Annotated in this window: 23 protein-coding genes; 14 read left to right on the forward strand and 9 right to left on the reverse strand. The window is 62.9% G+C overall.

The genetic code is table 11. The annotated features are described in order from the left end of the window. The first annotated feature begins 48 nt into the window (after positions 1-48). Entirely contained in the window at positions 49-1,026 is a 978-nt protein-coding gene (locus QU606_RS15945) for a LysR family transcriptional regulator (RefSeq protein WP_304998571.1), read from the forward strand. On the opposite strand, the gene QU606_RS15950 is transcribed toward QU606_RS15945, so the two are convergent. Continuing rightward, positions 1,023-1,889, reverse strand: a complete 867-nt coding sequence (locus QU606_RS15950; RefSeq protein WP_304998572.1) for a LysR family transcriptional regulator — start codon at positions 1,887-1,889, stop codon at positions 1,023-1,025. The two genes, QU606_RS15945 and QU606_RS15950, sit on opposite strands and share 4 nt — an antisense overlap. Positions 1,890-1,982: 93 nt before the next feature. Between QU606_RS15950 and QU606_RS15955 the strand changes: the two genes are divergently transcribed. From QU606_RS15955 to QU606_RS15970, 4 genes are read left to right on the forward strand one after another with little or no spacing between them, the layout of a single operon-like run. After that, the gene (locus tag QU606_RS15955) at positions 1,983-2,546 is read left to right on the forward strand and encodes a DUF4865 family protein (RefSeq protein ID WP_304998573.1); all 564 of its coding nucleotides are present in this window, start codon (positions 1,983-1,985) and stop codon (positions 2,544-2,546) included. Positions 2,547-2,593: 47 nt separating this feature from the next. Continuing rightward, positions 2,594-3,184 (forward strand): histidine phosphatase family protein, encoded by a 591-nt coding sequence (locus tag QU606_RS15960; RefSeq protein ID WP_069075765.1) that lies wholly within the window; start codon positions 2,594-2,596, stop codon positions 3,182-3,184. A gap of 9 nt (positions 3,185-3,193) precedes the next feature. Then, positions 3,194-3,949 (forward strand): precorrin-6A synthase (deacetylating), encoded by a 756-nt coding sequence (gene cobF, locus QU606_RS15965; protein WP_024074831.1) that lies wholly within the window; start codon positions 3,194-3,196, stop codon positions 3,947-3,949. An 11-nt stretch (positions 3,950-3,960) separates the two neighbouring features. Next, positions 3,961-4,680 carry an alpha/beta hydrolase gene (locus tag QU606_RS15970; protein ID WP_304998574.1) on the forward strand — a complete coding sequence of 240 codons (720 nt, stop codon included), beginning with the start codon at positions 3,961-3,963 and terminating at the stop codon, positions 4,678-4,680. 256 nt (positions 4,681-4,936) lie between these two features. Here QU606_RS15970 and QU606_RS15975 read toward each other — a convergent pair whose 3' ends face one another. Further along, positions 4,937-5,491 carry a hypothetical protein gene (locus QU606_RS15975; RefSeq protein WP_024074833.1) on the reverse strand — a complete coding sequence of 185 codons (555 nt, stop codon included), beginning with the start codon at positions 5,489-5,491 and terminating at the stop codon, positions 4,937-4,939. Between the two features lie 75 nt (positions 5,492-5,566). Beyond that, a complete protein-coding gene (locus QU606_RS15980) occupies positions 5,567-7,375 on the reverse strand; it encodes a monovalent cation:proton antiporter-2 (CPA2) family protein (protein ID WP_024074834.1) in 1,809 nt (602 codons plus the stop codon). A 460-nt stretch (positions 7,376-7,835) separates the two neighbouring features. Between QU606_RS15980 and QU606_RS15985 the strand changes: the two genes are divergently transcribed. Together QU606_RS15985 and QU606_RS15990 are read left to right on the forward strand one after the other, a co-directional pair. Beyond that, positions 7,836-9,389, forward strand: coding sequence for a DUF726 domain-containing protein (locus QU606_RS15985; RefSeq protein WP_304998575.1), 1,554 nt, complete (start codon positions 7,836-7,838; stop codon positions 9,387-9,389). Between the two features lie 41 nt (positions 9,390-9,430). Beyond that, entirely contained in the window at positions 9,431-10,750 is a 1,320-nt protein-coding gene (locus QU606_RS15990) for an Nramp family divalent metal transporter (protein WP_024074836.1), read from the forward strand. Between the two features lie 23 nt (positions 10,751-10,773). Here QU606_RS15990 and QU606_RS15995 read toward each other — a convergent pair whose 3' ends face one another. After that, on the reverse strand, positions 10,774-11,724 hold the full coding sequence (locus tag QU606_RS15995; protein ID WP_102625160.1) for a LysR family transcriptional regulator: 951 nt from the start codon (positions 11,722-11,724) through the stop codon (positions 10,774-10,776). A gap of 118 nt (positions 11,725-11,842) precedes the next feature. Between QU606_RS15995 and QU606_RS16000 the strand changes: the two genes are divergently transcribed. From QU606_RS16000 to QU606_RS16010, 3 genes are all read left to right on the forward strand, one after another. After that, the gene (locus QU606_RS16000; protein WP_304998577.1) at positions 11,843-12,331 is read left to right on the forward strand and encodes a DMT family transporter; all 489 of its coding nucleotides are present in this window, start codon (positions 11,843-11,845) and stop codon (positions 12,329-12,331) included. Positions 12,332-12,335: 4 nt separating this feature from the next. Then, entirely contained in the window at positions 12,336-12,788 is a 453-nt protein-coding gene (locus QU606_RS16005) for a DMT family transporter (protein WP_024074839.1), read from the forward strand. Between the two features lie 88 nt (positions 12,789-12,876). Then, positions 12,877-13,047: a metallothionein gene (locus QU606_RS16010; RefSeq protein WP_081329179.1), complete on the forward strand. Its 171-nt coding sequence runs from the start codon at positions 12,877-12,879 to the stop codon at positions 13,045-13,047. Positions 13,048-13,109: 62 nt separating this feature from the next. Here the strand turns inward: QU606_RS16010 and QU606_RS16015 are convergent, their stop codons facing one another. After that, complete coding sequence (locus tag QU606_RS16015) at positions 13,110-13,382, reverse strand: hypothetical protein (protein ID WP_024074840.1); 273 nt, start codon at positions 13,380-13,382, stop codon at positions 13,110-13,112. Between the two features lie 16 nt (positions 13,383-13,398). Further along, positions 13,399-13,641 carry a DUF6555 family protein gene (locus tag QU606_RS16020; RefSeq protein ID WP_024074841.1) on the reverse strand — a complete coding sequence of 81 codons (243 nt, stop codon included), beginning with the start codon at positions 13,639-13,641 and terminating at the stop codon, positions 13,399-13,401. 116 nt (positions 13,642-13,757) lie between these two features. Between QU606_RS16020 and QU606_RS16025 the strand changes: the two genes are divergently transcribed. The 3 genes from QU606_RS16025 to QU606_RS16035 all read left to right on the forward strand — a co-directional run bounded on the left by QU606_RS16025 (position 13,758) and on the right by QU606_RS16035 (position 15,775). Next, positions 13,758-14,522 carry a helix-turn-helix transcriptional regulator gene (locus QU606_RS16025; protein WP_024074842.1) on the forward strand — a complete coding sequence of 255 codons (765 nt, stop codon included), beginning with the start codon at positions 13,758-13,760 and terminating at the stop codon, positions 14,520-14,522. Between the two features lie 89 nt (positions 14,523-14,611). Further along, positions 14,612-14,785 carry a DUF1427 family protein gene (locus tag QU606_RS16030; RefSeq protein ID WP_024074843.1) on the forward strand — a complete coding sequence of 58 codons (174 nt, stop codon included), beginning with the start codon at positions 14,612-14,614 and terminating at the stop codon, positions 14,783-14,785. A 30-nt stretch (positions 14,786-14,815) separates the two neighbouring features. Beyond that, positions 14,816-15,775 carry a zinc-binding alcohol dehydrogenase family protein gene (locus tag QU606_RS16035; protein WP_102625153.1) on the forward strand — a complete coding sequence of 320 codons (960 nt, stop codon included), beginning with the start codon at positions 14,816-14,818 and terminating at the stop codon, positions 15,773-15,775. 192 nt (positions 15,776-15,967) lie between these two features. Here the strand turns inward: QU606_RS16035 and QU606_RS16040 are convergent, their stop codons facing one another. The 3 genes from QU606_RS16040 to QU606_RS16050 all read right to left on the reverse strand — a co-directional run bounded on the left by QU606_RS16040 (position 15,968) and on the right by QU606_RS16050 (position 19,052). Beyond that, positions 15,968-16,996: a purine nucleoside permease gene (locus QU606_RS16040; RefSeq protein ID WP_069075778.1), complete on the reverse strand. Its 1,029-nt coding sequence runs from the start codon at positions 16,994-16,996 to the stop codon at positions 15,968-15,970. 14 nt (positions 16,997-17,010) lie between these two features. After that, positions 17,011-17,958 (reverse strand): nucleoside-specific channel-forming protein Tsx, encoded by a 948-nt coding sequence (locus tag QU606_RS16045; RefSeq protein ID WP_069075777.1) that lies wholly within the window; start codon positions 17,956-17,958, stop codon positions 17,011-17,013. A gap of 155 nt (positions 17,959-18,113) precedes the next feature. Beyond that, entirely contained in the window at positions 18,114-19,052 is a 939-nt protein-coding gene (locus QU606_RS16050; RefSeq protein WP_069075776.1) for an AraC family transcriptional regulator, read from the reverse strand. A 210-nt stretch (positions 19,053-19,262) separates the two neighbouring features. On the opposite strand from QU606_RS16050, the gene QU606_RS16055 reads away from it, so the two are divergent. Continuing rightward, positions 19,263-20,588: a sugar ABC transporter substrate-binding protein gene (locus QU606_RS16055; RefSeq protein ID WP_304998579.1), complete on the forward strand. Its 1,326-nt coding sequence runs from the start codon at positions 19,263-19,265 to the stop codon at positions 20,586-20,588. The last annotated feature ends 10 nt before the right edge of the window (positions 20,589-20,598 follow it).

Here is a 20,598-nt window from a genome sequence, read left to right on the forward strand (position 1 = left end):
GCGTCGACCGCATTGGATGCACAAGACCCACAAGACAGGGAGTCTCCCATGGCATTTCTAGAACCGTCCGGCCCCCAGGGGCCTGCACCCTATCGCGAGCCGAACCCGGTGCGCGGCGCTTGGCTGGCATTAGCCAGCGAGATCGAGCCGGAGGTGGTGCGCTACTTCCTGGTCAGTGCGCGTTGCGGCTGTTTCATGCAGGCCGCGCGCAGCCTGAATATCAAGGCGACCCTGCTGCGCAAACGCCTGGCGCAGCTGGAGGAACAGCTGCACCATTCGCTGTTCAGCTACCAGGGCAATGGCCTGGTCCTCAGTCGCGACGGCCAGCAACTGCAAGCGCAATTGGTCGCCCTGGCCCATGAGCGGCGCCTGCCGGTGCTGGAGCAGCCGTTGATCCGCCTGGCGGTGGCCGAACCGATCCTGCACGACATCCTTGGCCGCGACCTGATCGCCTTGCTGCGCCGTAACGCCAGCGTGCGCCTGGAGATCATCTCCCTCGACAGCCAACTGTCACTGCAGGCGGTGGACGTGGATGTGGTGCTGTGGCTCTCCGACGCGGACGGCCCCGCGCCGGGCCCGAGTTTCCCCACCGAGCCGCCGAGGCGCCTGGCGCGCTTGCACTACTTGCCGCATATCGCCAAGCGCTACTCGCGACTGACGACGCGCCCCGACAGTGTCGACGACCTCGCCGACTACATGCTGGTGCAGTGGCAACCCGACGTGCAGGTCGACGCCTTGCAGCCCTGGAACCGCGTGGTGGAACAACGCCTGGCGGCAGTGGTGCAGGTGCAGGCCTATTCGCTGATGCTGGAGATGATTCGCTGCGGCGCGTGCATCGGCTTGTTGCCGCATTACATGAGCAGCTTCGACCGTGGGCTGGTGGCCTTGCCGGGCTTGCTCGCCGAGAGCATGCAGCGCCAGGTGTGGCTGGCGGTGAACGCACAGGTGCAGCACGCCGAGGCTGTGCAGATGATTGTCGAGTTGATCGTCAGTACGTTCGACGGGCGGCGCGAGTGGTTTGATTAACGCTGCAACACCCCACGAAACGTCGCGCTCAGCGCCCGCAATGTTTCACGGGAGCGCGTGTCACTGATGCGGCTGTAGAGCACCACTTCACTCACGGGCAAGGCGGGCAAACCGTATTGCCCACTCACCTCCACGGCGCCGGCCGGTGCCACGCGGTGGGCGAGGGCGGCCACGCCCAACCCGGCGCTGACCGCTGCCCCCACCGCCATCACGCCGCCGCCGACAAACACTTCGGCCCAGTCGATGCGCGCGGCATCCAGTGCCTGTGTCGCCAACTGGCGAACACCGCAGGGCGCGGCCATGGTCGCCATGCGCAACGGCGTGCCCGGGCTGTGTTGCCAGCCGGGCGCGGCAAACCAGCCAAAACGTTCCACCGCCAAGACTTCGCCGTCCTGGCGATCGCCTTCGTTGCGCACGATCACGGCGTCCAGTTCGTTGCGGTCGAACGCGCCGACCAGGTCGCGGGAGGAGGCGATGCGCACTTCCAGGATCACCAGCGGGTCGTAGGCGGCGAGACGGCTTAGCCAGGTGGGCAAGTCCGGCCCCGCCACGTGGTCGCTGATGCCGATCACCAGGCGCCGGGAGGCGTGACTGCCGAGGTCGGCCAGGGCGCGTTCATGGGCATTGAGCAGGGCGCGGGCCGCGACGATAAAGCGTTCGCCCTGGGGCGACAGCCGCACATGGCGGGGGGTGCGCTCCAGCAGGCGATAACCCAGGCGCTCTTCAAGGCGCTTGAGCTTGAGGCTGATGGCGGCCTGGGAGGTGTCGAGGGCTTCGGCGGCGCGGGTGAAACTGGCGAAATCGGCGACCAGCACAAACGCCTGCACGGTGTCGATATCCAGGGGTTTGGGCGCATCGGTCATATCGAATCCTTATCGCACTTATATTGGGTGATATCTTGTTGAAATCATCGCCGCTGCGCAAGCTGGACCCTCAATTTGCACGGGAGCTTTTCCATGTTTGCCAAACAGTATTCACATCGCTTGCCTGCCGACTACGACATGAGCGTGATTCGCCAGCGCGCGACGCAATTGGGGCCGTTATGGGACGGCACCGAGGGTTTGATTTTCAAGGCCTTCATTGCTCAGGAGCACGGGCAGGGAGCGGGCGTGGGCAACCTGTATGCCTCGGTGTACCTGTGGTCGGACCCGTTGCAGGCCGCCGATTTTCTGCTGGGCGAACGCTTTCAAAAAGTGCTCGACAGCTTTGGTCGACCGCACATTGAAAGCTGGCTGCCGCTGGACGTGCAGCGCGGGCCGGCGCAGGGCGCCTTGAGCCTGTATCGAGAGGAATGGGCGCTGGAGCCGGGCGCAGACCGGGCCGCGAGGCTGGCCGAGGAGACACTGCGCAACCAGCAGGTGGCGGACCGCCGTGACACGTTCGCGGTGCTCCTGGCCCTGGATGTGCAGGCCTGGCGCCTGGTACGCATCACCTTATCGGCCCAGCCGGTGGCGGCGGAGCATCCCGGCACGGGCTACCAGGTGCTCTATCTGGCGCAAGGCGTTGCGTCACAGGGCTAAGTGCGCCAGTCTTGGTGGCTTGATCTTTCCTGTCGCAGCGACTTGCAATGCATGCCACCCGTTTGACATTGATTTGCCATGCCCTCACCCCGCTGCAAAAGCGCGGGCGCTTCCCCGATGATGAATCGCTGGCGCTGAATGGGCCAGGTGCAACGCTGTCCCTGGCCGGTGGTTTCAAGAAAGGCCGGCGCCTGCTGTGTGGGCCTGAGGCCCGGACCCGCGAGACCGCGCGTCTGTTCGGCACCGACGCGGTGATCGAGCCGGCGCTGCGCGATGGCGATTTCGGCCAGTGGAAAGGCCAGGACATCGGTCAACTGGACAGCGATGCCTTGACGACCTGGCTCACCGACAGTGCCAGCGCTCCCCATGGCGGCGAGTCGGTGGACCAGATCTGCACGCGGGTGGCGCTGTGGATGGAATCCCTGGAAAGCCAGCCTGGCCATGTGTTGGCCGTCACCCATCCGTTTGTTATCCGCGCGGCGATGCTGTACGTCATGCGCTATCCCATCGCGCTGTTCCACCGCATTGATGTCGAGCCGTTGTCCGCCACCGAGCTGCGCTTCAACGGTGTCTGGCGCCTGCGCCTGGAAACTCACGCCTGGCCCCCCGAACATGGCAAAATCGCCGCCCCGCAATGAGAGCAACCCATGAAACGCATCCTGATCATCGGCATTGGCGCCGGCAACCCTGACTACATCACGATGCAGGCCGTGAAAGCACTGAATCGCACGGATGTGTTTTTCCTGATGGACAAGGGCCAGAGCAAAGACAAGCTGATCGACCTGCGCCGCGAGATCTGCGAGACCTATATCACCGAGCCTGGCTATCGCTTCGTCGAGGCCGATTGCCCCGAGCGGGTGCGCGGTGACATCGACTACACCACCGCCGTGCAGGACCTCAATCGCGACAAGCAGCAGACGTTCGAGCGCATGATCAACGAGCACCTGGCGGACGGTGAGGTGGGGGCTTTCCTGGCGTGGGGCGACCCGGCGTTGTACGACAGCACCATTCGTATCTTGCAGGCGATCCTGGCCAGCGGCCGCTGTGCCTTTGAGTTCGAGGTGATCCCCGGCATCACCAGCGTGCAGGCCCTGGCCGCGCAACACAAAGTCCCGCTGAACCGCATCGGCAAGTCCATCGAGATCACCACCGGGCGCCGCTTGGCGGCGGGGCAGGCGAGTGATGCCGATACCCTGGTGGTGATGCTCGACGCGGAAGATTCCTACCGTACGGTGGCCGACCAGGACCTGGATATCTACTGGGGCGCCTACCTGGGCACGCCGGATGAAATCCTGATCAGTGGCAAAGTCAGTGACGTGGCTGAACAGATCGAACGGGTGCGCAAGGCCGCGCGCCTGGACAACGGCTGGATCATGGACACTTATTTATTGCGCAAACCCTGAGGTCATTTCCCATGCTCAAACTGTTTGCCCTGGCGCTGACCCTGGTGGCCGGCGCCGCCCAGGCCGATGCTACCCTGCACACCGACTTGCCGTTGTCCTACCTGGAACAGACCCAGGGCGATGCGCGTAACCAGCCGTTGGTGATTTTCCTGCACGGGTTCGGCAGCAACGAGGAAGACTTGTTTGGCATCAAGGATGCGCTGCCGTCGACCTGGACCTACCTGTCAGCCCGCGCGCCCATGCCCGTGGACCCCCACGGGTTTCGCTGGTTTACCAAGACGCCCGGTGAGGGCGATTACGATGGGGTGACTGAGGATCTGCAGAGCAGTGCCAGGCTGATCAAGGACTTTGTCGCCAAGGCCACCGCCAAGTATCACACCCAGCCTGACCGGGTGTTCCTGGTGGGGTTCAGCCAGGGCGCGATCATGTCTTACGAGGTGGCATTGCGTGATCCGGAGCTGGTGCGCGGCATCGCGGCGCTCAGTGGCAGCGTGCTGCCGGTGCTCAAGGCTGAGCTCAAGCCGGATGAGCGCTTGAACAAACTGGCGATCTTTATTGGCCACGGCACCCTGGACCAGGCACTGCCGTATGAGTCGGCAACGCGGGCGAATGAGGTATTGGAGAAGATCGGGCTGAAGCCGGAGTTCCATACCTATCCGGGCATGAACCACACCGTCAGCGCAGCGGAAATCCAGGACCTGAAAGCCTGGTTGGAAAAAAGTTTGAAGTAAACGCGGTCAAAAGGGTGGGAGGGAAGGCCCCTTAATGTGGCGAGCAGGCTTGTTGTGGCAAGCCCTAATGCCGTTCAGTTAAGCGTACATCGCCTTCTGTAGGAGCGAGCTTGCTCGCGAAAAACGTCAACGATCACGCGTGTTTCCTGAATCAACGCGGCGCCTGTGAGTTCTTCGCGAGCAAGCTCGCTCCTACAAAAAAGCCTTAACTGAACGGCATTAGGGCAAGCCCGCTCGCCACAACAGCCTGCTCGGCTTACTTACCGCCGGTAATCTGCTTCACCAACTCCGCATGCCCCTTCACATCATCCGCCCGCGAAATGGCCTGGATCACCAGCAGGTGGTTGCCCGAACCACCGAGGAAGGTGGAGTTCAAGGTCTTGCCGCCGCCCTGGGTGGCGGTGCTGTCCACCTGGCGCAGACCCAGGCCCTTGAAGGTCAGTTTCTTTTCGTTTTGCTTCTTGAAATCGGGCAGGGCCGCGCTTTGGTCCTTGACGAAACCGGCGACCGCGCCGTCGAGGAACTGCGGGTCGTTATCCTGGATGGTCACCCCATCGTTACGCACGGTTTCGGCAACGATCACCACACTTTTCGTGGTCTGGTTCGCGTACATCGTGCCTTGGGTATCGGCGGTGCCATCCTCGGCCTTGCCGGCCGGCAAGGTATCGGCCGCATAGGCCTTGGGCAGGCTGAAGGTGAACTTGCCGCCCAAGGTGGAGATGGTCTGCGTGGCCGGCTTGGCCGCGGCGAAGGCGCTGCCGGCGCTGAGCGCAAGGGCCAGCAGGACGGCGGTCTTGGTGAAAGTGGCCATGGGGAAGCGCTCCAGTGGTGAACGAAATTGCGCGGTATTCTGTCAGAAATTTCGCAAGATCGTTCGTCCACTGCCTTACACCTTGTCGGACTCTTCCTCAAGTCGGTCCATTTCAAACAGTCGCGCCAGTTCCGCACGGGCTTCCTGGGCGGTTTGCATCACCTTGGCCGCGTCGTCATACACCGCATGCTGGGCGGCGAGGACTTGCAGGTCGTGGTTCTTGAAGCGGTTGATGCGCGCATCGGCCTGGGCCTGGCTCAAACCGAGGCCCACCAAGGTGCGGCGGCTCATTTCCAGGCTGGAATAGAAGGTCTCGCGCACCGGTGACGCGTCCAGGTCCACCAGGCGGTGAACGTGCTGGCGGTTACGGGCGCGGGCGATGATTTTCATGTGCGGGAAGAGGCTGCGCACCAGTTCGGCGGTCTTGATATTGATCTCCGGGTCGTCCATGGCGATCACGAAGAACTCGGCCTGGTCGACCTTGGCCGCGTGCAGGATTTCCGGGCGCTGCGGGTCGCCGTAGAACACCGGCATACCGCCGAAACTGCGGGTCAGCTCGATGGTTTCCACCGAGGTGTCGAGGGCGATGAACGAGATGTTCTGCGCGCGCAGGATCCGCGCGACGATCTGGCCCATGCGGCCCATCCCGGCGATCACCACGCGAGGTGCATCGCTTTCGATGGCGCGGTACTCCTCGGGCACTTCCACCGGTTTGACCCTGGGCTTGAACAGCTTCGGGCACACCAGCAACAGCAGCGGCGTAACGGCCATGGACAGGGTGATGGTCAACACCAGGATGTCGTACAGGTGCGGTTCGAACAGGCCCTGGTCGCGGCCGATCTTGAACACCACAAAGGCAAATTCACCGCCGGCCGCCAGCACCACGCCCAGGCGCAGGGCACTTTCGCGATTGAGGTCGCCCACCAGGCGGCCCACGGCATACAGCAGCGGCAGCTTGAGACCGATCAGCAACAGGGTCAGGCCGATCACCACCAGTGGCGAACTGAGCAACAGGCTGAGGTTGGCGCCCATGCCTACGCTGATAAAAAACAGACCCAGCAGCAGGCCCTTGAACGGTTCGATCTGGGACTCCAGCTCATGGCGGTATTCCGAGTCCGCCAGCAGCAGGCCGGCGAGGAACGCGCCGAGGGCCATGGACACGCCGACCAGCTCCATCAGCCACGCCGTGCCGATCACCACCAGCAGGGCCGTGGCGGTGGACACTTCGCGCAGGCCGGTCTTGGCGACAATGCGAAACACCGGGCGCAACAGGTAGCGCCCGCCGATGATCACCACGGCGATGCTGCCGAGGATCTGCAACACGTGCTGCACGCCTTGCGCTTCGTTGGTCGGGTGGTCGCTGCCGGCAAGCAGCGGCACCATGGCGATCAGCGGGATCGCGGCGATGTCCTGGAACAGCAGGATGGCAAAGGCCAGGCGCCCGTGGGGCTGGTTCAGCTCCTTGCGCTCGGCCAGGCTTTGCAGGCCGAAGGCGGTGGAGGACAACGCCAGGCCCAGCCCCAGCACGATTGCGCTGTTCCACGCCTGGCCAAACAGCCACAGCGCCACCGCGCCCATCACCAAGCCGGTGAGCAGCACCTGGGCCAGGCCGACACCGAACACCGCCTTGCGCATTACCCAGAGACGCTTGGGCGACAACTCCAGCCCGATGATGAACAGCAGCAACACCACGCCCAGTTCCGAGAACTGCGCAACGCTTTGCGGGTTGCCGATCAGCCCAAGCACTGATGGGCCGATGATGACGCCGGCGAACAGATACCCGAGCACCGCGCCCAATTGCAGGCGCTTGGCCAGGGGCACGGTCAGCACGGCGGCGAGCAGGAACACCACGGCTGCTTGTAACAGGTTGCCTTCATGGGGCATTGCGAACTCCAAAATCTTTAAAACCAATCGACAGGCGGCTATTAGAGCGCTTTTTACCGCTTCAAAATTGTGTTTTTGAGAGGTGTTTGCTTGAAGGCGGGGGAAGCATTTGAAGAAACCGCCGAAGGTCGGTCCTGAATACGCTGCCTGGCTGCATGCGTGCGATGTACGCGAACCGGGACATTATCCCGTGGTTTCCCGACGTTCAGCGCAAGATCGCTCCTTTCGCGGACGGCGCGTCTTGCCGTGCGCCGGGGTGGGCCGGCGGTATAACCCCACCGCCAGGCCAGCCCGAAAATAAAGCCTAAGGCGGCCACGTAGCGGAACCGCACGGCGGGGCGTGCAATGAAAAATGCCAGGGGCAAGGCGGCGTGCCGCTGCCGCGTCGGTCAGGATTCACCTTCCAGCGGCCCGCCCTTTGTTACTATCGCTCTCCCTTGTCACCAGGAGTCACCGGCCCATGCAACACCAGTGGGATGAAATGCACCGCACCCGCAAGCCCACGTTCGTTCTGTGTGGCGAGCCCCAGGGGGATGTGCTCAATCTCTACGTTCACGGTTATTCGGCATTCTTCAACCGGCAACAACTGGGCAACTTCAAGGAACAGCTGGCGGCAATCGAAGGTTCGACCAACCTGATGCTGTTCTGGCCAGCGGGGCATTTCCTGGAAAATGTGTTTGCGCCCTTCAAGGACGTGATCACCTCGATGCTCGGCGGGGGTGGCCTGGGAGCGGCAACGGTGGGGGTGGGCAAGGCGATCGCGTATTTTCTCGATCACTACAAAAGCGTCGAGGCGCGCGTCGATGAAGTGGCCAAGACCTTATTGCCGGAGCTGGCCAGCTACCTGCACGGCGAATCGCTGGACGTGCGGCGCATCAACCTGATCGGCCATTCCCTCGGCGCACGGATCCTGGTCAAGAGCGTGCTGGCCAACCCCGACACCGCCCGCGAACTGCCGTTGGACAATTTGCTGTTGATGGGTGGCGCGATCTGTACGTCGAGCCCGTGGGATGAAATAGCGGCGCCGCTCAAGGGGCGGGTGATCAACTGCCACTCCAGCAAGGACTGGGCCCTGGCGCTGAAACCCGACACCGAGCGCTGCATCGGTCGATATGCGATTCCCGTCACGCCGGCGCTCAAGGCCAAGGTGACGAATGTGCACCTGGCCAGCTTCGATCATGCCGCGTATTGGCCGCAGTTGCGCACGGTGGTGCAGTACACCGACCTGTTGCAGGAGCGGCGCGGCATGATCCGCGCCGACCAGCGCAGTGCGCAGGTGCGCTTTGCCGAGGAAGACGGGGACCTGTTTCCGGCGTTGGTACAGGCACGCGCGGAAGAGCTGAAATTCCTCGCCGAGTTGATGGCGCAAAAACGCAGCGCCTCGATTGACGCCGGCGTGCGCGAGCCGTTGAAGCTGGCGATCGAGCTACAGCGCATGGGCGGTGACAGCTTCATGAACCTGGCCCGTGGCCATGGCGTGAGTTATCGCCAGATTGCCGAGGACGTGGCGCAGCGGTTGGGGATCACGTTCGATGATCCAGTGGACACCGTTGCATTGGCCGACATTGAAGCCCAGGTCGCGGAAAAACTGATCGAGCAGTACAAGCACAAACTCAGCAACGCCGACCGGCAAGTATTCGACGCTGAACTCCAGGCCGCCGCGCAAAAGGAACAGGGGCTGTTCAATCGTTTCGATGTCGGCCGTTCGGCCGCCACGGCCCTTAGCGGCACCGCCTTGGCGGGGCTGACCGGGTTTATCCTGCGCCGGGGGGCGGCCTCGGCGATTCCGGTAGTGGGCCAGGCGCTGGCGGCGGCGATGCTGGTGGTAAGCGGTGTGCGTGCGTTCTCCGGCCCGGCGTACTCCATTACCACCCTGGCGGTGCTGGTGATCGGCGTGATTCGCCAACGCATGGAGCGCGAGGCGCTGAACCAGGAGATGGACCTGGTGGTGCAGGTGGTCGAGGCATTCGATTTGCCTCGGGAGACGGTAATGCGCACGGTCGCGTCCGACTGATAAGCTGCGCCTCTGTCTTGTGTGTTTGCCTGGGATACCGCGTGAAATTCAGTCTGCCGAAAGTCGCTACCGCCCCGTTCTGCCCGCCGGAAGTTGCCGGCTCTATCATCGTTGACCCCAAGGCCTCGTTTTTCAAACGGGTGCTGATGTTCGCCGGCCCCGGCTTGCTGATCTCCATCGGCTACATGGACCCAGGCAACTGGGCCACGGCCATCGAGGCCGGTTCACGCTACGGCTACAACCTGCTGTTTGTGGTGCTGCTGGCCAGCCTGGCAGGCATGGCGGTGCAGTGCTTGTGCTCGCGCCTGGGTATCGCCACCGGCAAGGACCTGGCGCAACTGTGCCGCGAGCGCTACAGCCCACGCTCTGCGCGCACCCAGTGGGCGCTGGCGGAAATCTCCATCATTGCCACCGACCTCGCCGAAGTACTCGGCTGCGCCCTGGCGTTCCACCTGCTGCTCGGCGTATCCCTGACCACCGGCATTGTCATCACCGCATTCGACACACTGCTGATCCTGGCCCTGCAAAACCGTGGGTTCCGCCGCCTGGAAGCGATCATGCTGGCGTTGGTGGCGACCATCGGCGTGTGCTTCTTTATCGAGCTGGTGCTGATCAAACCCTATTGGCCGGACGTGCTCAGCGGCTTCACCCCGTCACTGTCGGCCATCAGCGATGCCGCACCGCTGTACCTGGCTATTGGGATCCTCGGCGCCACGGTGATGCCCCATAACCTTTACCTGCATACCTCGATCGTGCAAACCCGCCTGATCGGCAAAGACCTCGCCAGCAAACAGGACGCGGTCAAGCTGGCACGCATCGATACCATCGGCTCCCTGGCCCTGGCGTTGCTGGTCAACGCCGCGATCCTGATACTCGCCGCCGCTGCCTTCTACAAGACCGGTCATACCGATGTGGTGGAAATCCAGGACGCCTACCACCTGCTTGACCCGCTGGTGGGCGGCGCCTTTGCCAGCATCCTCTTTGGGGTCGCCTTGCTGGCGTCCGGGCAGAGTTCGACCTTTACCGGCACCATCGCCGGCCAGGTGATCATGGAGGGTTACCTCAACCTGCGTATTCCGTGCTGGCAACGCCGCCTGATCACCCGTGGGCTGGCGCTGATCCCGGCGTTCCTTGGCGTGTGGCTGATGGGCGATGACGCGATTGGCAAGCTGCTGATCCTCAGCCAGGTGGTGCTCAGCCTGCAATTGCCGTTTGCGCTGTACCCGCTGATCCGCATGACCGGCGACCCGCAATTGATGGGGCCGTTCGTCAATCGGCTGCCGACGCGGTGGCTGGCATGGTTTCTGTTTGCGGTGATCAGCGGGGCGAATGCGTGGTTGCTTGGGCAGTGGTTGTTTTGAATCAGCTGGGTAGCTCGGGCGGTCTACACAACCGGTACCTCCCCTCGATCCCAGTACGGCACGGCCCCAAAACACTCCACGAAGTAATCGATCACCGTCCGCACCTTCAGCGACAAACGCCGGCTCCCGGGCCACAACGCTGCAATCTGCTGGGGCTCCAGGGTGGTTGCCACTTCGTACTCTGTCAGTACCGCCTGTAAGGTTCCGGCCCGCAGGCTTTCGCCGATCAGCCAGGAAGGAAACACCACCAGCCCCAGGCCCTGTTCGGCGGCGTGGGTCAGGGTGTCGGCGTGGTTGCCGGTGATCGGGCCCTTGACGCTGTAGGGCGTCCAGTCGCCCTGGTCACGGCGGAAGAACCAGCGCTGCTGGCCGGTGATGCCTTTATAGGCCAGGCACTGGTGATTGAGCAGTTCGTCCGGGTGCCTGGGCGTGCCGTGCCGGGCCAGGTAGGCGGGGCTGGCGGCGATGCGAAAGCGCTGGGGGGCGAAGATGCGCGCCTGCATGCTGGAGTCGTTGAGCACGCCGATGCGGAACAGCAAGTCGGTGCCATCTTGCAGCGGGTCAACGTAGGTGTCGGTTTGCTGGATATCCAGTTGCAGCTTGGGGTAGCGCCGGCATAACGCCCCCAGCCACGGTGACAGGTGGCGCTGGCCGAACACCATCGGCGCGTTGATCCGCACCAGCCCGCTGGGTTCGCTGTCCTGTTCCTGCAGGGCCTGGCTGGCGACTTCCAACTGCTCCAGCATCACGCGTGCATGCCGTCCAAGCAGACGCCCGGCCTCGGTGGGGGTCACTGCGCGGGTGTGGCGGTAGAGCAACTGCTGGCCGAGGGCCTGTTCCATCAATTGGATCTGCCGCGAAATGGAGGAGGGCGCCAGGCTTTCGCGACGCGCCACTTCAGAAAAGCTGCCATGGTCCAGCACCGCGACGAACAGGCGCAGCGCCTTGAAACTCAATTCATTCAAACCCTGCATCGTGCCCCCGTGTTGTGCGTAATGCGCAAAGGTGTTGTCTGTATGCTCCCATTTATCGCACAGCACGGCCACCGGATAATGCGCGCCATCCAATCTTTTGTTAAAGCGCAGGTGATGTATGCAGGCCAGTTCTGTCGAGGGTGTGGCGCGGGCCACCACGAAAAAAAATGCGCTCAGGTTGCTGTTGTTGCCACTGGTGATCCTGGCGGGCATGGGCTTGTCCGTGGAAGCCGGTTTGCTCGGGCCGTTGGGTGTGCAGGTGGGCCACTTGTGGGCGACCTTGAGCATCTTCGGCGTCGGCTCGGCCATCCTGTATTTGCTGCTGTTGTTCAGCGGCCCGCAAAAGGGCCCGGCGTTGACCGACTTGCCGCGCTGGCAGTTGATCGGCGGCTTCCTGGGGCCGATGTATGTGGTGGTGTTGACCCTGGCCACGCCGCATATCGGTATCGCGATGACGATGATCGCGATTCTGTCGGGCCAGGTCGGCAAGAGCGTGCTGATTGACCATTTCGGTTGGTTCGGCACCGCGCGCAAGCGGGTCAATGGCGAGCGCTGGATCGCCTTGGCGTTGATTGTGGCGGCACTTGTTTTGATTGCACGAGGGTAAGGCAATGAACCTGATTCTGTTATTGGTGCTGGTGATTGCCGCGGGTGCGGTGTTGAGTGTGCAGGCGGCGATCAATGGTCGCCTGGGCCAGGCGGTGGGGGTATTGCGCAGCAGCCTGCTGACCTTTGCGGTGGGCGCATTGACCACTGCGCTGTTGATTTTCTTCTTCGAGCCGGCCCAGGCCTTGAGCCTGCTGGACGTGCCGAAATGGCAACTGACCGGCGCGCTGTTCGGCGTGGTGTACATGATGGTCATGGTCGGCGCGGTACCGGTGGTCGGCACGGCGGTCGCCACTGTCGCGGTGATCGTCGGGCAGTTGGGCATGGGTATGTTGATCGATAACTTCGGCTGGCTGGGCAACCCGGCGATCGAATTGTCGGGCAGCCGCATCGTGGCCATGGCCTGCCTGGCCCTGGCGCTGGTGTTCATGTACCGCAGCAATACCCGTACCGATTGATGGTTGGAACCATCCGCGCCGGCCTGCAGTCACTGCTTAAGGTGCTGGCGCTCGCCGCACCGGACGACCATGAAGAAGGAGTCTGACCATGCCAGATGCAACCTGTGCCTGCCCACACTGCAAGTGCGTGTTGGGGGCTGATGCAGTAATGAAAGACGGTAAGGGTTATTGCTGCCAGGGCTGTGCCGAGCACCATGCCCATGGCGAACCCTGTGCAGCGCCGACGGGGTGTGAGTGCGCCAAGTCGGCCAAAGGTTGAGCGCAGTTATGACGGTGGGAGGGGGGGCTGCTTCCTCCCACGCTTCAGCGGTTCGATTTGGCCTATTGGGTTTCCAGTTCCAGGCGCAGGCTGTGATCGGCCAGGCGGTGGCTGTCTTTCACCACGGCGCTGGTGCGCCGCCCCTCCAATGCAAACACTACGGTTTGCGCGGCATGTAGATCATCGGGCAGTGGCTGGAACACCTTCAACACCAGCCATCCGGCCCTTTGCTGCACACTCACTTGGCATTCGACATGCTTGGCCAGTGGCCCGAACAGGGTGTCCTGGGTGTAGTCAATCCGGGCCTTGCCGTTGACTTGCCGGGTTGAATCCATGGGTATCGCTCCTTGATCAAGCCTGGGCGCGCGCATCCGAGCGGCGCCATTGCACGTTTTCAATGCCGAATTTCTCGGCCTGCTCCTGGCTGGTTTTCTTCACTTGCTCACGGGCAAAGCGACCGATGCGCCCCACGCCGGCGTCACAGCTCGCCCAATGCCAGGCTTGAGCGGCATCGAGCTGTTCCAGGCGAATGATGAATGACTTGGGTTCGCCATGCAGGGTGTAGTCGATCACAAACAGTTTTGCGTTATTCATGGGCCCATCAAACCTTCAGGTGTAAGCAAGTGATCCTCGTGGGCCGCAAAAATTCACTCGGATTGTCGAGCGGTGGTCATTACCATGGCGGCTCACCCTTGAACGATGTGTTTCCCATGGCCCAGGCCGCGCCCCCCGACCTCAGTGACCACGCCGTCCCCGTACTGCCCCTGGCGCGCACCTACCCGCGCGGTTTGTACGTGGAGCCCCATAGCCACGACTGGGGCCAGTTGCTCTACGCCATGAGCGGCGTGATGTGGGTCGAGACACCCCAGGAGGCGCTGGTGGTGCCGCCCCAGCGGGCGGTGTGGTTGCCACCGGGGGTGGAGCACGGCATCCGCGTGGTCTCGGATTTGCAGATGCGCAATATCTACTTGCGTCCAGCCTTGGCGACGACGCTGGACAGCCAGGTGCAGGTCATCGAAGTCGGTGGGTTGCTGCGCGAGTTGATCGTCACGCTGGTGGAGCAGGGGGACACTGGCGATGCAGGCTATTACGACGCGGTGGTCGGCCTGGCCTTGCTGGAGCTGCAACGTGCGCGCCGCTCGCCCATTCGCATCGCCATGCCGGTGGGCGTCGACCGGCGGCTGATCAATGCCTGCCAGGCGGTCATGGCGGCGCCGTCCCTGGAGATTCCCTTTGAGCAACACGCCGAAGCGGCCGGCGCCAGTGTGCGGACGCTGGCGCGACTGTTCCAGAACCACCTGGGCATGGGCTTCGCCGAATGGCGTCGACAGGTGCAACTGGCCACGGCGGTGGCTGAGTTGATCCAGGGCCAGTCGGTGAGTGCTATCGCGCGCTCCCTGGGCTATTCGCCGAGCAGTTTCAGCGACATGTTCCGCCGCGAGCTCGGTGTGGCACCGTCGCAGTACAACGGCTGAGGGTTGGCCGAAATCCTGAAGCACTTGGCCGATGCTTCAGCGATGGGCTCTCTACACTGGGCCCATCTACCCATCAGGCACTCACCACCATGAACTATCTGATTTCCCTGGCTATCGGCCTGTTCGTCGGCTTGATCTACGGCGCCCTGGACTTTCGTTCGCCCGCACCGCCGGCCATCGCGCTGGTGGGCCTGATGGGCATGCTGCTCGGTGAGCAGCTCTGGCCCATGGGCCGGCAGTTGGTCGCCGGTTGGTTGTCCTGATCCCTTTCTTCCCCTCGATGGATATTGGCCATGAATGCACTGCAATTTTCCGCCACCGGCGACCTCGCTGCCCTGCGCTTCGTCGAGGTTGCCACCCCGGTGCCCGCCGCCGATGAGGTGCTGGTCCAGATCAAGGCCGCGGGCCTTAACCCCAGCGACGTGAAGAACGTACTCGGGCGTTTCCCCTACACCACAGTGCCGCGCATACCTGGGCGCGACTTTGCCGGCGTGGTCGTGCAAGGTCCGCAGGCACTGGTGGGCCAGGAAGTCTGGGGTACCGGCCGCGACCTGGGCTTTTTCGCTGACGGCTCCCACGCCCAGTACCTCACCGTGTCGGCCAAAGGTGTCGCGCATAAACCTGCGCACCTGAGTTTTTCCCAGGCCGCCAGCCTGGGAGTGCCGTACACCACGGCCTGGGATGCGCTGGAGCGCAGTGGCGTGGGCAAAGGCACGCGGTTGCTGGTGATCGGCGCCAATGGTGCTGTGGGCAGTGCGGCATTGGCCTTGGCGAACATCCGCGGCGCCCACGTGTTGGCGGCGGTGCGTAAGGCTGACCAGGTCGAGGTGTTGCAGGGGCAAGGGTTCGACGCCATTGCGTTGGGCAAGCCCGAAGAACTGGGCGCGCAGGTTCATGCGGTGTTCAAGGGCGGCGCCGATGTGATCTTCGACACCACCGGTTTCTGGCTGCCAGCCGCCGTGGCCGGCCTGGCTCCGTTTGGCCGCATCGCGATCATTGCCGCACCGGTGGACGGCCACGTACAACTGCCGGCCCTGGCCCTGTACCGCAAGGGTGGCTCGGTGGTGGGCATCAATTCATTGCTCTACAACTGCGAGCAATGCGCGGTGATGCTGGAGCAGTTCGGACGCTTTTTCGATGAAGGGCAACTGCCATTGCCGACTGGCCTGCGCGAAGTGGCGCTGGCCGATGGCGTGCAGTGCTATGAGGACGTGAATCTAGGCAGCGCCGACAAAATCATCTTGCTGCCCTGACACGATCGGGGCAGTTAAGGCCTTTTTGTAGGAGCGAGGGGGACGCCTAGTTCTTGCTCGCGAAAAACCTCAACGATAACGCGCGCTTCCTGAATGAACGCGGCGCCTGTGAGTTTTTCGCGAGCAAGAACTAGGCGTCCCCCTCGCTCCTACAGACGGCGATGGACGCTGCCCCCTACATTTCGCTCGGCACTAGGCGTCGGGAACGCCTTTTTCCCATGCCGACCAGTTCTTCAGGATCGCCTGTACCAACGGATTGCCCGTGCGGTACAGGTTCTCCAACGCGGGTACGAACCCTCCCTGGTCGGCGTATTTGAGCAGGTTGTCCACTTCGCTGTAGCCAGGGTACGGGCGGTCGAAGTCCGATCCGGCACGTACGACGGCCAGGCGCTGGATATCCACTAACCCTTCACGGCTGGCGCGTAGCAAAGCTTCATAGGTGGAGTTGTCTTCCTGCTGGGTGGTGCAGTATTCGCCTTTGTTGTCCGTGAGCAGCTTGGTCCACACCTCGGCGCGCTCGCTCAGGCGCGTGCCGGAGAACCAGGTGTTGCCCGCCAGGGTGTCGCAACGAGTGACTTGCGGCGGCTGGTTGGCGGGGGCGGCGGGGTAGTGTTTGCGCCAGGCGGCGGACTCTTTGCTTTCCGTGAGTTCGACCTTGTGCGACAGGGCGAACGCCTTGGCCTGCAGCTTGGGGTTCAGCTCGAACACTTCGGTCTTGTAGTCCAGTGGCGGCTTTTCGTTGGGCCCCTTGGTGTTGATGCCGATATACCCGGTCGGCCAATCCTTGGGTGCATCCCGCGAATCCAGCTCCCACTGGGTGCCGAATTCCACCAGGTAGTGGGCCCAGGCGGCCGTGCCGAGGGTGCCGTGCTTGGGGCTGATGCCGGCGATCCCCGCGATCAGGAAATAGCTGTGGCGCAGGTCGAACTTGGGCGACAACGCCAGGGCCAGGGTGGACGCGGCGGCGTTGGTCTGGCCCATGCCGGTGACCAGCAGGCATACGTCCTGGGTGTTGCAGCGGATCACTGGGTAGTCGGCGGACAAGCCCGGTACGCGCACCTCCTGCTTGAGTTCCAGGCGCTCGATCCAGGTTTGCGCCTCAGGGGCGAACATGGTGATCAGCATCACTTTCGGTTTGATCGGCGTGGGTGTGTCAGCCAGCACCATGTGGGGCAGCAGGGTCAGGCCGATAGCCAGCGTGAGACGGGTAAACGCTTTCATCCAGTACTCCTTGATCAGAATTGGTAGCCCACGCCAGCGTAGTAACCCCAGCCGTCGGAGCGTGCGCGGAAGTTGCCTTCGCCGAAATTCAACTCGCTGCCATCCTCCCAGTTGCCGCCGTTATGAAAATAACGGCCGACCAGGGTGAAGCGCAAATGGGTGAATGAATACAGCAGCACGTTGGTTGCCACCAGCGCGTTGGCGGTACGGGCCGGGTTGTCCTTGTGCAGGTCCGAGCCGAAATCGTAGTTGGTGAAACCGATGTAGGTCAGCGAGGCACCGTTGTCGAACGTGTCGATGGGCACGATGTATTTCATCTGCGCACGGTAGCCGTCCCACGAATATTCATTGCTGGCGCCATAGTTTTCCCACTGGTAACGCCCGTAGAAGTTCGCCGAGAGGTTGACACGCGAGTGGGTGTCGATATCGGTGCCGAGGCCGCTGTACAGGGTGTTGGCACGGTTGGCCTGGTTGCTGCCGTGGTCGTAGATCCAGTCAAAGGCCACGTACCATTCCTTGAAGGGGCCGATGGCCAGGCTGCGGCCGGCCAGGTAATCGATGGAGATACGCGGCTCGTGCTCCATGAACACCGGCGAGCCGTGGTCCCACGCGCCTTTGTCGTGACTGTTGCCGATGCCGAGGATCTTCGGCACGTCGATGTAGCCGTACAACTCGAAGGGGCCCTTGCGGCCGAAGTACTCGTATTCCAGGTAGACATCGTCCTGCGGTTTGGGGCCGAAGCTGATGTCCTTGCTGCCGATCAAGGTCAGGTCCTGGTTAAACCAGTCCGACAGGTACACGCCTTTTTTCGCCGGGCTGGCTTCCGGGCTGAGGGTTTCGCCCTGTGCTGAGTCATCGATGGGCGGTTGCTGCGCCAAAATGGGCGGGCTGAGTACTCCCGTAACGGCAACCAGTAGCAGGGAAACACCAAAATAAGCAGGACGCCTTGAGGTCAAGTGCATTGAAAATCCCTATTCGTACGCGGTTTGAACCCGATTCTTCGGGTTGAGGCGAACTTGGCGACCAAGTTCGTTGCGCACACGCTCGCACAGGTCGTACCAACTTTGCGCAATGGCTTGAATGGACTGGAAAAAATCGCGATTAATCGACCTTTTGATCAGAAATGACGCGGTGTCATTTTTTCAATCCGATTGAACAAGTGCATGGCGGTTTCGCGCCGGTATTCGCTGGGTGTCTGGTGCATCTCGATGCGAAAGTGCCGGTTGAAGTTGGACAGGTTGGCGTAGCCCACCTCAAAGCAGATATCCGCCACCGACATCTCGCTTTGCAGCAACAGGCGACAGGCGCGCTGCACGCGGAACTTGCGCATCAGGTCAATGAACCCGTGGCCGGTGTTGCGCTTGAAGAAGCGTGAGAAGCCCGGTTCGCTCATCTCCAGTTGCTGCGCGATGACCGACAGGCGCAAGTCGCCGGTCAGTTCACGCATCAGGTAGTCGAACGCCTTGTTGATGCGCTCGGCGCTGCGCGCGTCCAGGGTTGGTGCGTAGCAGGCGCTGGCCAGGGCTTTCACCTCGGGGGGCGGGGCGTTCCTCAGGGTGTCGAGCAGTTGCAGGAACAGGATCAGGCGTTGCAGGCCGTGGGCGCTGCCGATGGCCTCGAGCAAACGCGCAGCCTGCGCGGCGGTGTCGCCGCTGAACTCCAGGCCGCGCCGGGCCTGTTCGAACAGCGTGTGCAAGTCGCCGAGCTCCGGCAGGGTCTTGCGCAGGGCGAGGAGGGCGGCGCCGTCGAATTGCAGCACCACATCGCGACCCTTCAGGTATTCGCCGGGTGCCAGCTCGCCAATCCAGTCGTGGGGCAGGTCCGGGCCGATCAGCGCCACATGTCCGGCGCTGAACGCCCCGATATAGTCGCCCGCTACCAGCTTGCCACTGCCCTGGCGGATCAGGTGGATTTCGAATTCGGGGTGGTGGTTCCAGCGCGCCAGCTCAAAAGGGTAGTCATGTTCGAACCAGCGAAAGCCGTGCTCAGGTTCGGGCAGGATCACTTCCAGCTCGGCAGGGCGGTGTTCGAACAGGGCGGCGCGGTCGACGGGCATGCTGATGCCTCTTTTGCTTGTGGAATCGCCTCAAAATACGCGGGTTGGCAACGGCAGCGCTACCTCTGGTTTCGTCCGGCGCTGATACTTTTTTGATCCGGGGCCGGCGGTTAAAAAAGTATCAGTCGTGCATGCGCCATGGGTTTGTTAGGGCCTGGCCAAGCTGCTGTAATCGGCCCTCGACAACAAAAACAACAGGTGCAAACCGCCATGCTCCAGTCCTGCAAAGCCACGTTCCCGCAAGCACTGTTCCTGCTGTCCGCCCTGGCACTGGCCGTGCCCAGCCAGGCCGCCGACACCGTGACCATCGCCACGGTCAACAACAGCGACATGATCCGCATGCAACGCCTGTCCAAGGTGTTCGAGCAGCAGCACCCAGACATCCGGCTCAACTGGGTGGTGCTGGAAGAAAACGTGCTGCGTCAACGCCTCACCACCGATATCGCCACCCAGGGCGGGCAGTTCGACGTGCTGACCATCGGCACCTACGAAACCCCGCTGTGGGGCGCCAAGCACTGGCTGGAGCCGTTGACCCAACTGCCCGCCGACTACGACGCCGAAGACATCTTCCCCTCGGTGCGCCAGGGCCTGTCGGTCAACGACACCCTGTACGCCTTGCCGTTCTACGGCGAAAGCACCGTCACTTATTACCGCACCGACCTGTTCAAACAAGCCGGCCTGAGCATGCCCGCGCACCCCACCTGGACCCAGCTCGGCGAGTTCGCCGCCAGGCTCACGGCTAAAGACCAAGACCAATACGGGATGTGCCTGCGCGGCAAGGCCGGCTGGGGCGAGAACATCGCGCTGCTCAGCACCATGGCCAACGCCTTTGGCGCACGCTGGTTCGATGAGCAGTGGAAGCCGGAATTGACCAGCCCCGAGTGGACCGCGGCGGCCACCTTCTACGTCAACACCCTCAAGCAATACGGCCCGCCGGGTGTGTCCAGCAACGGCTTCAACGAAACCCTGGCACTGTTCAACAGCGGCAAATGCGCCATCTGGGTGGATGCCAGCGTCGCCGGCTCGTTCACCACCGACAAGAGCCAGAGCAAGGTCGCCGACAGCGTAGGGTTCGTCGCCGCGCCCACCGAAGTCACCGACAAAGGCTCTTCCTGGCTCTATGCCTGGTCCCTGGCGATCCCCGCCACGTCCAAGCACAAGGACGCCGCCAGGACCTTTATCACCTGGGCCACTTCCAAGGACTACATCCAGTTGGTGGCTGACAAGGAGGGTCTCGCCAACGTACCGCCGGGCACGCGCCAATCCACCTACAGCGCGGCCTACCTGAAGGCCGCACCGTTCGCCCAGGTCACCCTGGAGATGATGAAGCACGCCGATCCCGCGCATCCCTCGGCCCAGCCGGTGCCGTACGTGGGCATCCAGTACGTGACCATCCCCGAGTTCCAGGCCATCGGCACTTCCGTCGGCAAGCTGCTTTCGGCGGCGTTGACCGGCGGCATGTCGGTCGATCAGGCATTGCAGCAGGCCCAGTCCACCACCGAGCGTGAGATGAAACGCGCCGGCTATCCCAAATAACGTTGACGGA

The sequence above is a fragment of the Pseudomonas sp. OVF7 genome (assembly GCF_030644265.1).
In the GTDB taxonomy this organism is placed as follows: domain Bacteria; phylum Pseudomonadota; class Gammaproteobacteria; order Pseudomonadales; family Pseudomonadaceae; genus Aquipseudomonas; species Aquipseudomonas gorinensis.

Bases quoted from the DNA above. Each gene is read 5' to 3' on its own strand.
- QU606_RS15945 (WP_304998571.1), top strand. From the start codon at position 49: ATGGCATTTCTAGAACCGTCCGGCCCCCAGGGGCCTGCACCCTATCGC.
- QU606_RS15950 (WP_304998572.1), bottom strand. From the start codon at position 1,889: ATGACCGATGCGCCCAAACCCCTGGATATCGACACCGTGCAGGCGTTT.
- QU606_RS15955 (WP_304998573.1), top strand. From the start codon at position 1,983: ATGTTTGCCAAACAGTATTCACATCGCTTGCCTGCCGACTACGACATG.
- QU606_RS15960 (WP_069075765.1), top strand. From the start codon at position 2,594: ATGCATGCCACCCGTTTGACATTGATTTGCCATGCCCTCACCCCGCTG.
- cobF (WP_024074831.1), top strand. From the start codon at position 3,194: ATGAAACGCATCCTGATCATCGGCATTGGCGCCGGCAACCCTGACTAC.
- QU606_RS15970 (WP_304998574.1), top strand. From the start codon at position 3,961: ATGCTCAAACTGTTTGCCCTGGCGCTGACCCTGGTGGCCGGCGCCGCC.
- QU606_RS15975 (WP_024074833.1), bottom strand. From the start codon at position 5,491: ATGGCCACTTTCACCAAGACCGCCGTCCTGCTGGCCCTTGCGCTCAGC.
- QU606_RS15980 (WP_024074834.1), bottom strand. From the start codon at position 7,375: ATGCCCCATGAAGGCAACCTGTTACAAGCAGCCGTGGTGTTCCTGCTC.
- QU606_RS15985 (WP_304998575.1), top strand. From the start codon at position 7,836: ATGCAACACCAGTGGGATGAAATGCACCGCACCCGCAAGCCCACGTTC.
- QU606_RS15995 (WP_102625160.1), bottom strand. From the start codon at position 11,724: ATGCAGGGTTTGAATGAATTGAGTTTCAAGGCGCTGCGCCTGTTCGTC.
- QU606_RS16000 (WP_304998577.1), top strand. From the start codon at position 11,843: ATGCAGGCCAGTTCTGTCGAGGGTGTGGCGCGGGCCACCACGAAAAAA.
- QU606_RS16005 (WP_024074839.1), top strand. From the start codon at position 12,336: ATGAACCTGATTCTGTTATTGGTGCTGGTGATTGCCGCGGGTGCGGTG.
- QU606_RS16010 (WP_081329179.1), top strand. From the start codon at position 12,877: ATGCCAGATGCAACCTGTGCCTGCCCACACTGCAAGTGCGTGTTGGGG.
- QU606_RS16015 (WP_024074840.1), bottom strand. From the start codon at position 13,382: ATGGATTCAACCCGGCAAGTCAACGGCAAGGCCCGGATTGACTACACC.
- QU606_RS16020 (WP_024074841.1), bottom strand. From the start codon at position 13,641: ATGAATAACGCAAAACTGTTTGTGATCGACTACACCCTGCATGGCGAA.
- QU606_RS16025 (WP_024074842.1), top strand. From the start codon at position 13,758: ATGGCCCAGGCCGCGCCCCCCGACCTCAGTGACCACGCCGTCCCCGTA.
- QU606_RS16030 (WP_024074843.1), top strand. From the start codon at position 14,612: ATGAACTATCTGATTTCCCTGGCTATCGGCCTGTTCGTCGGCTTGATC.
- QU606_RS16035 (WP_102625153.1), top strand. From the start codon at position 14,816: ATGAATGCACTGCAATTTTCCGCCACCGGCGACCTCGCTGCCCTGCGC.
- QU606_RS16040 (WP_069075778.1), bottom strand. From the start codon at position 16,996: ATGAAAGCGTTTACCCGTCTCACGCTGGCTATCGGCCTGACCCTGCTG.
- QU606_RS16045 (WP_069075777.1), bottom strand. From the start codon at position 17,958: ATGCACTTGACCTCAAGGCGTCCTGCTTATTTTGGTGTTTCCCTGCTA.
- QU606_RS16050 (WP_069075776.1), bottom strand. From the start codon at position 19,052: ATGCCCGTCGACCGCGCCGCCCTGTTCGAACACCGCCCTGCCGAGCTG.
- QU606_RS16055 (WP_304998579.1), top strand. From the start codon at position 19,263: ATGCTCCAGTCCTGCAAAGCCACGTTCCCGCAAGCACTGTTCCTGCTG.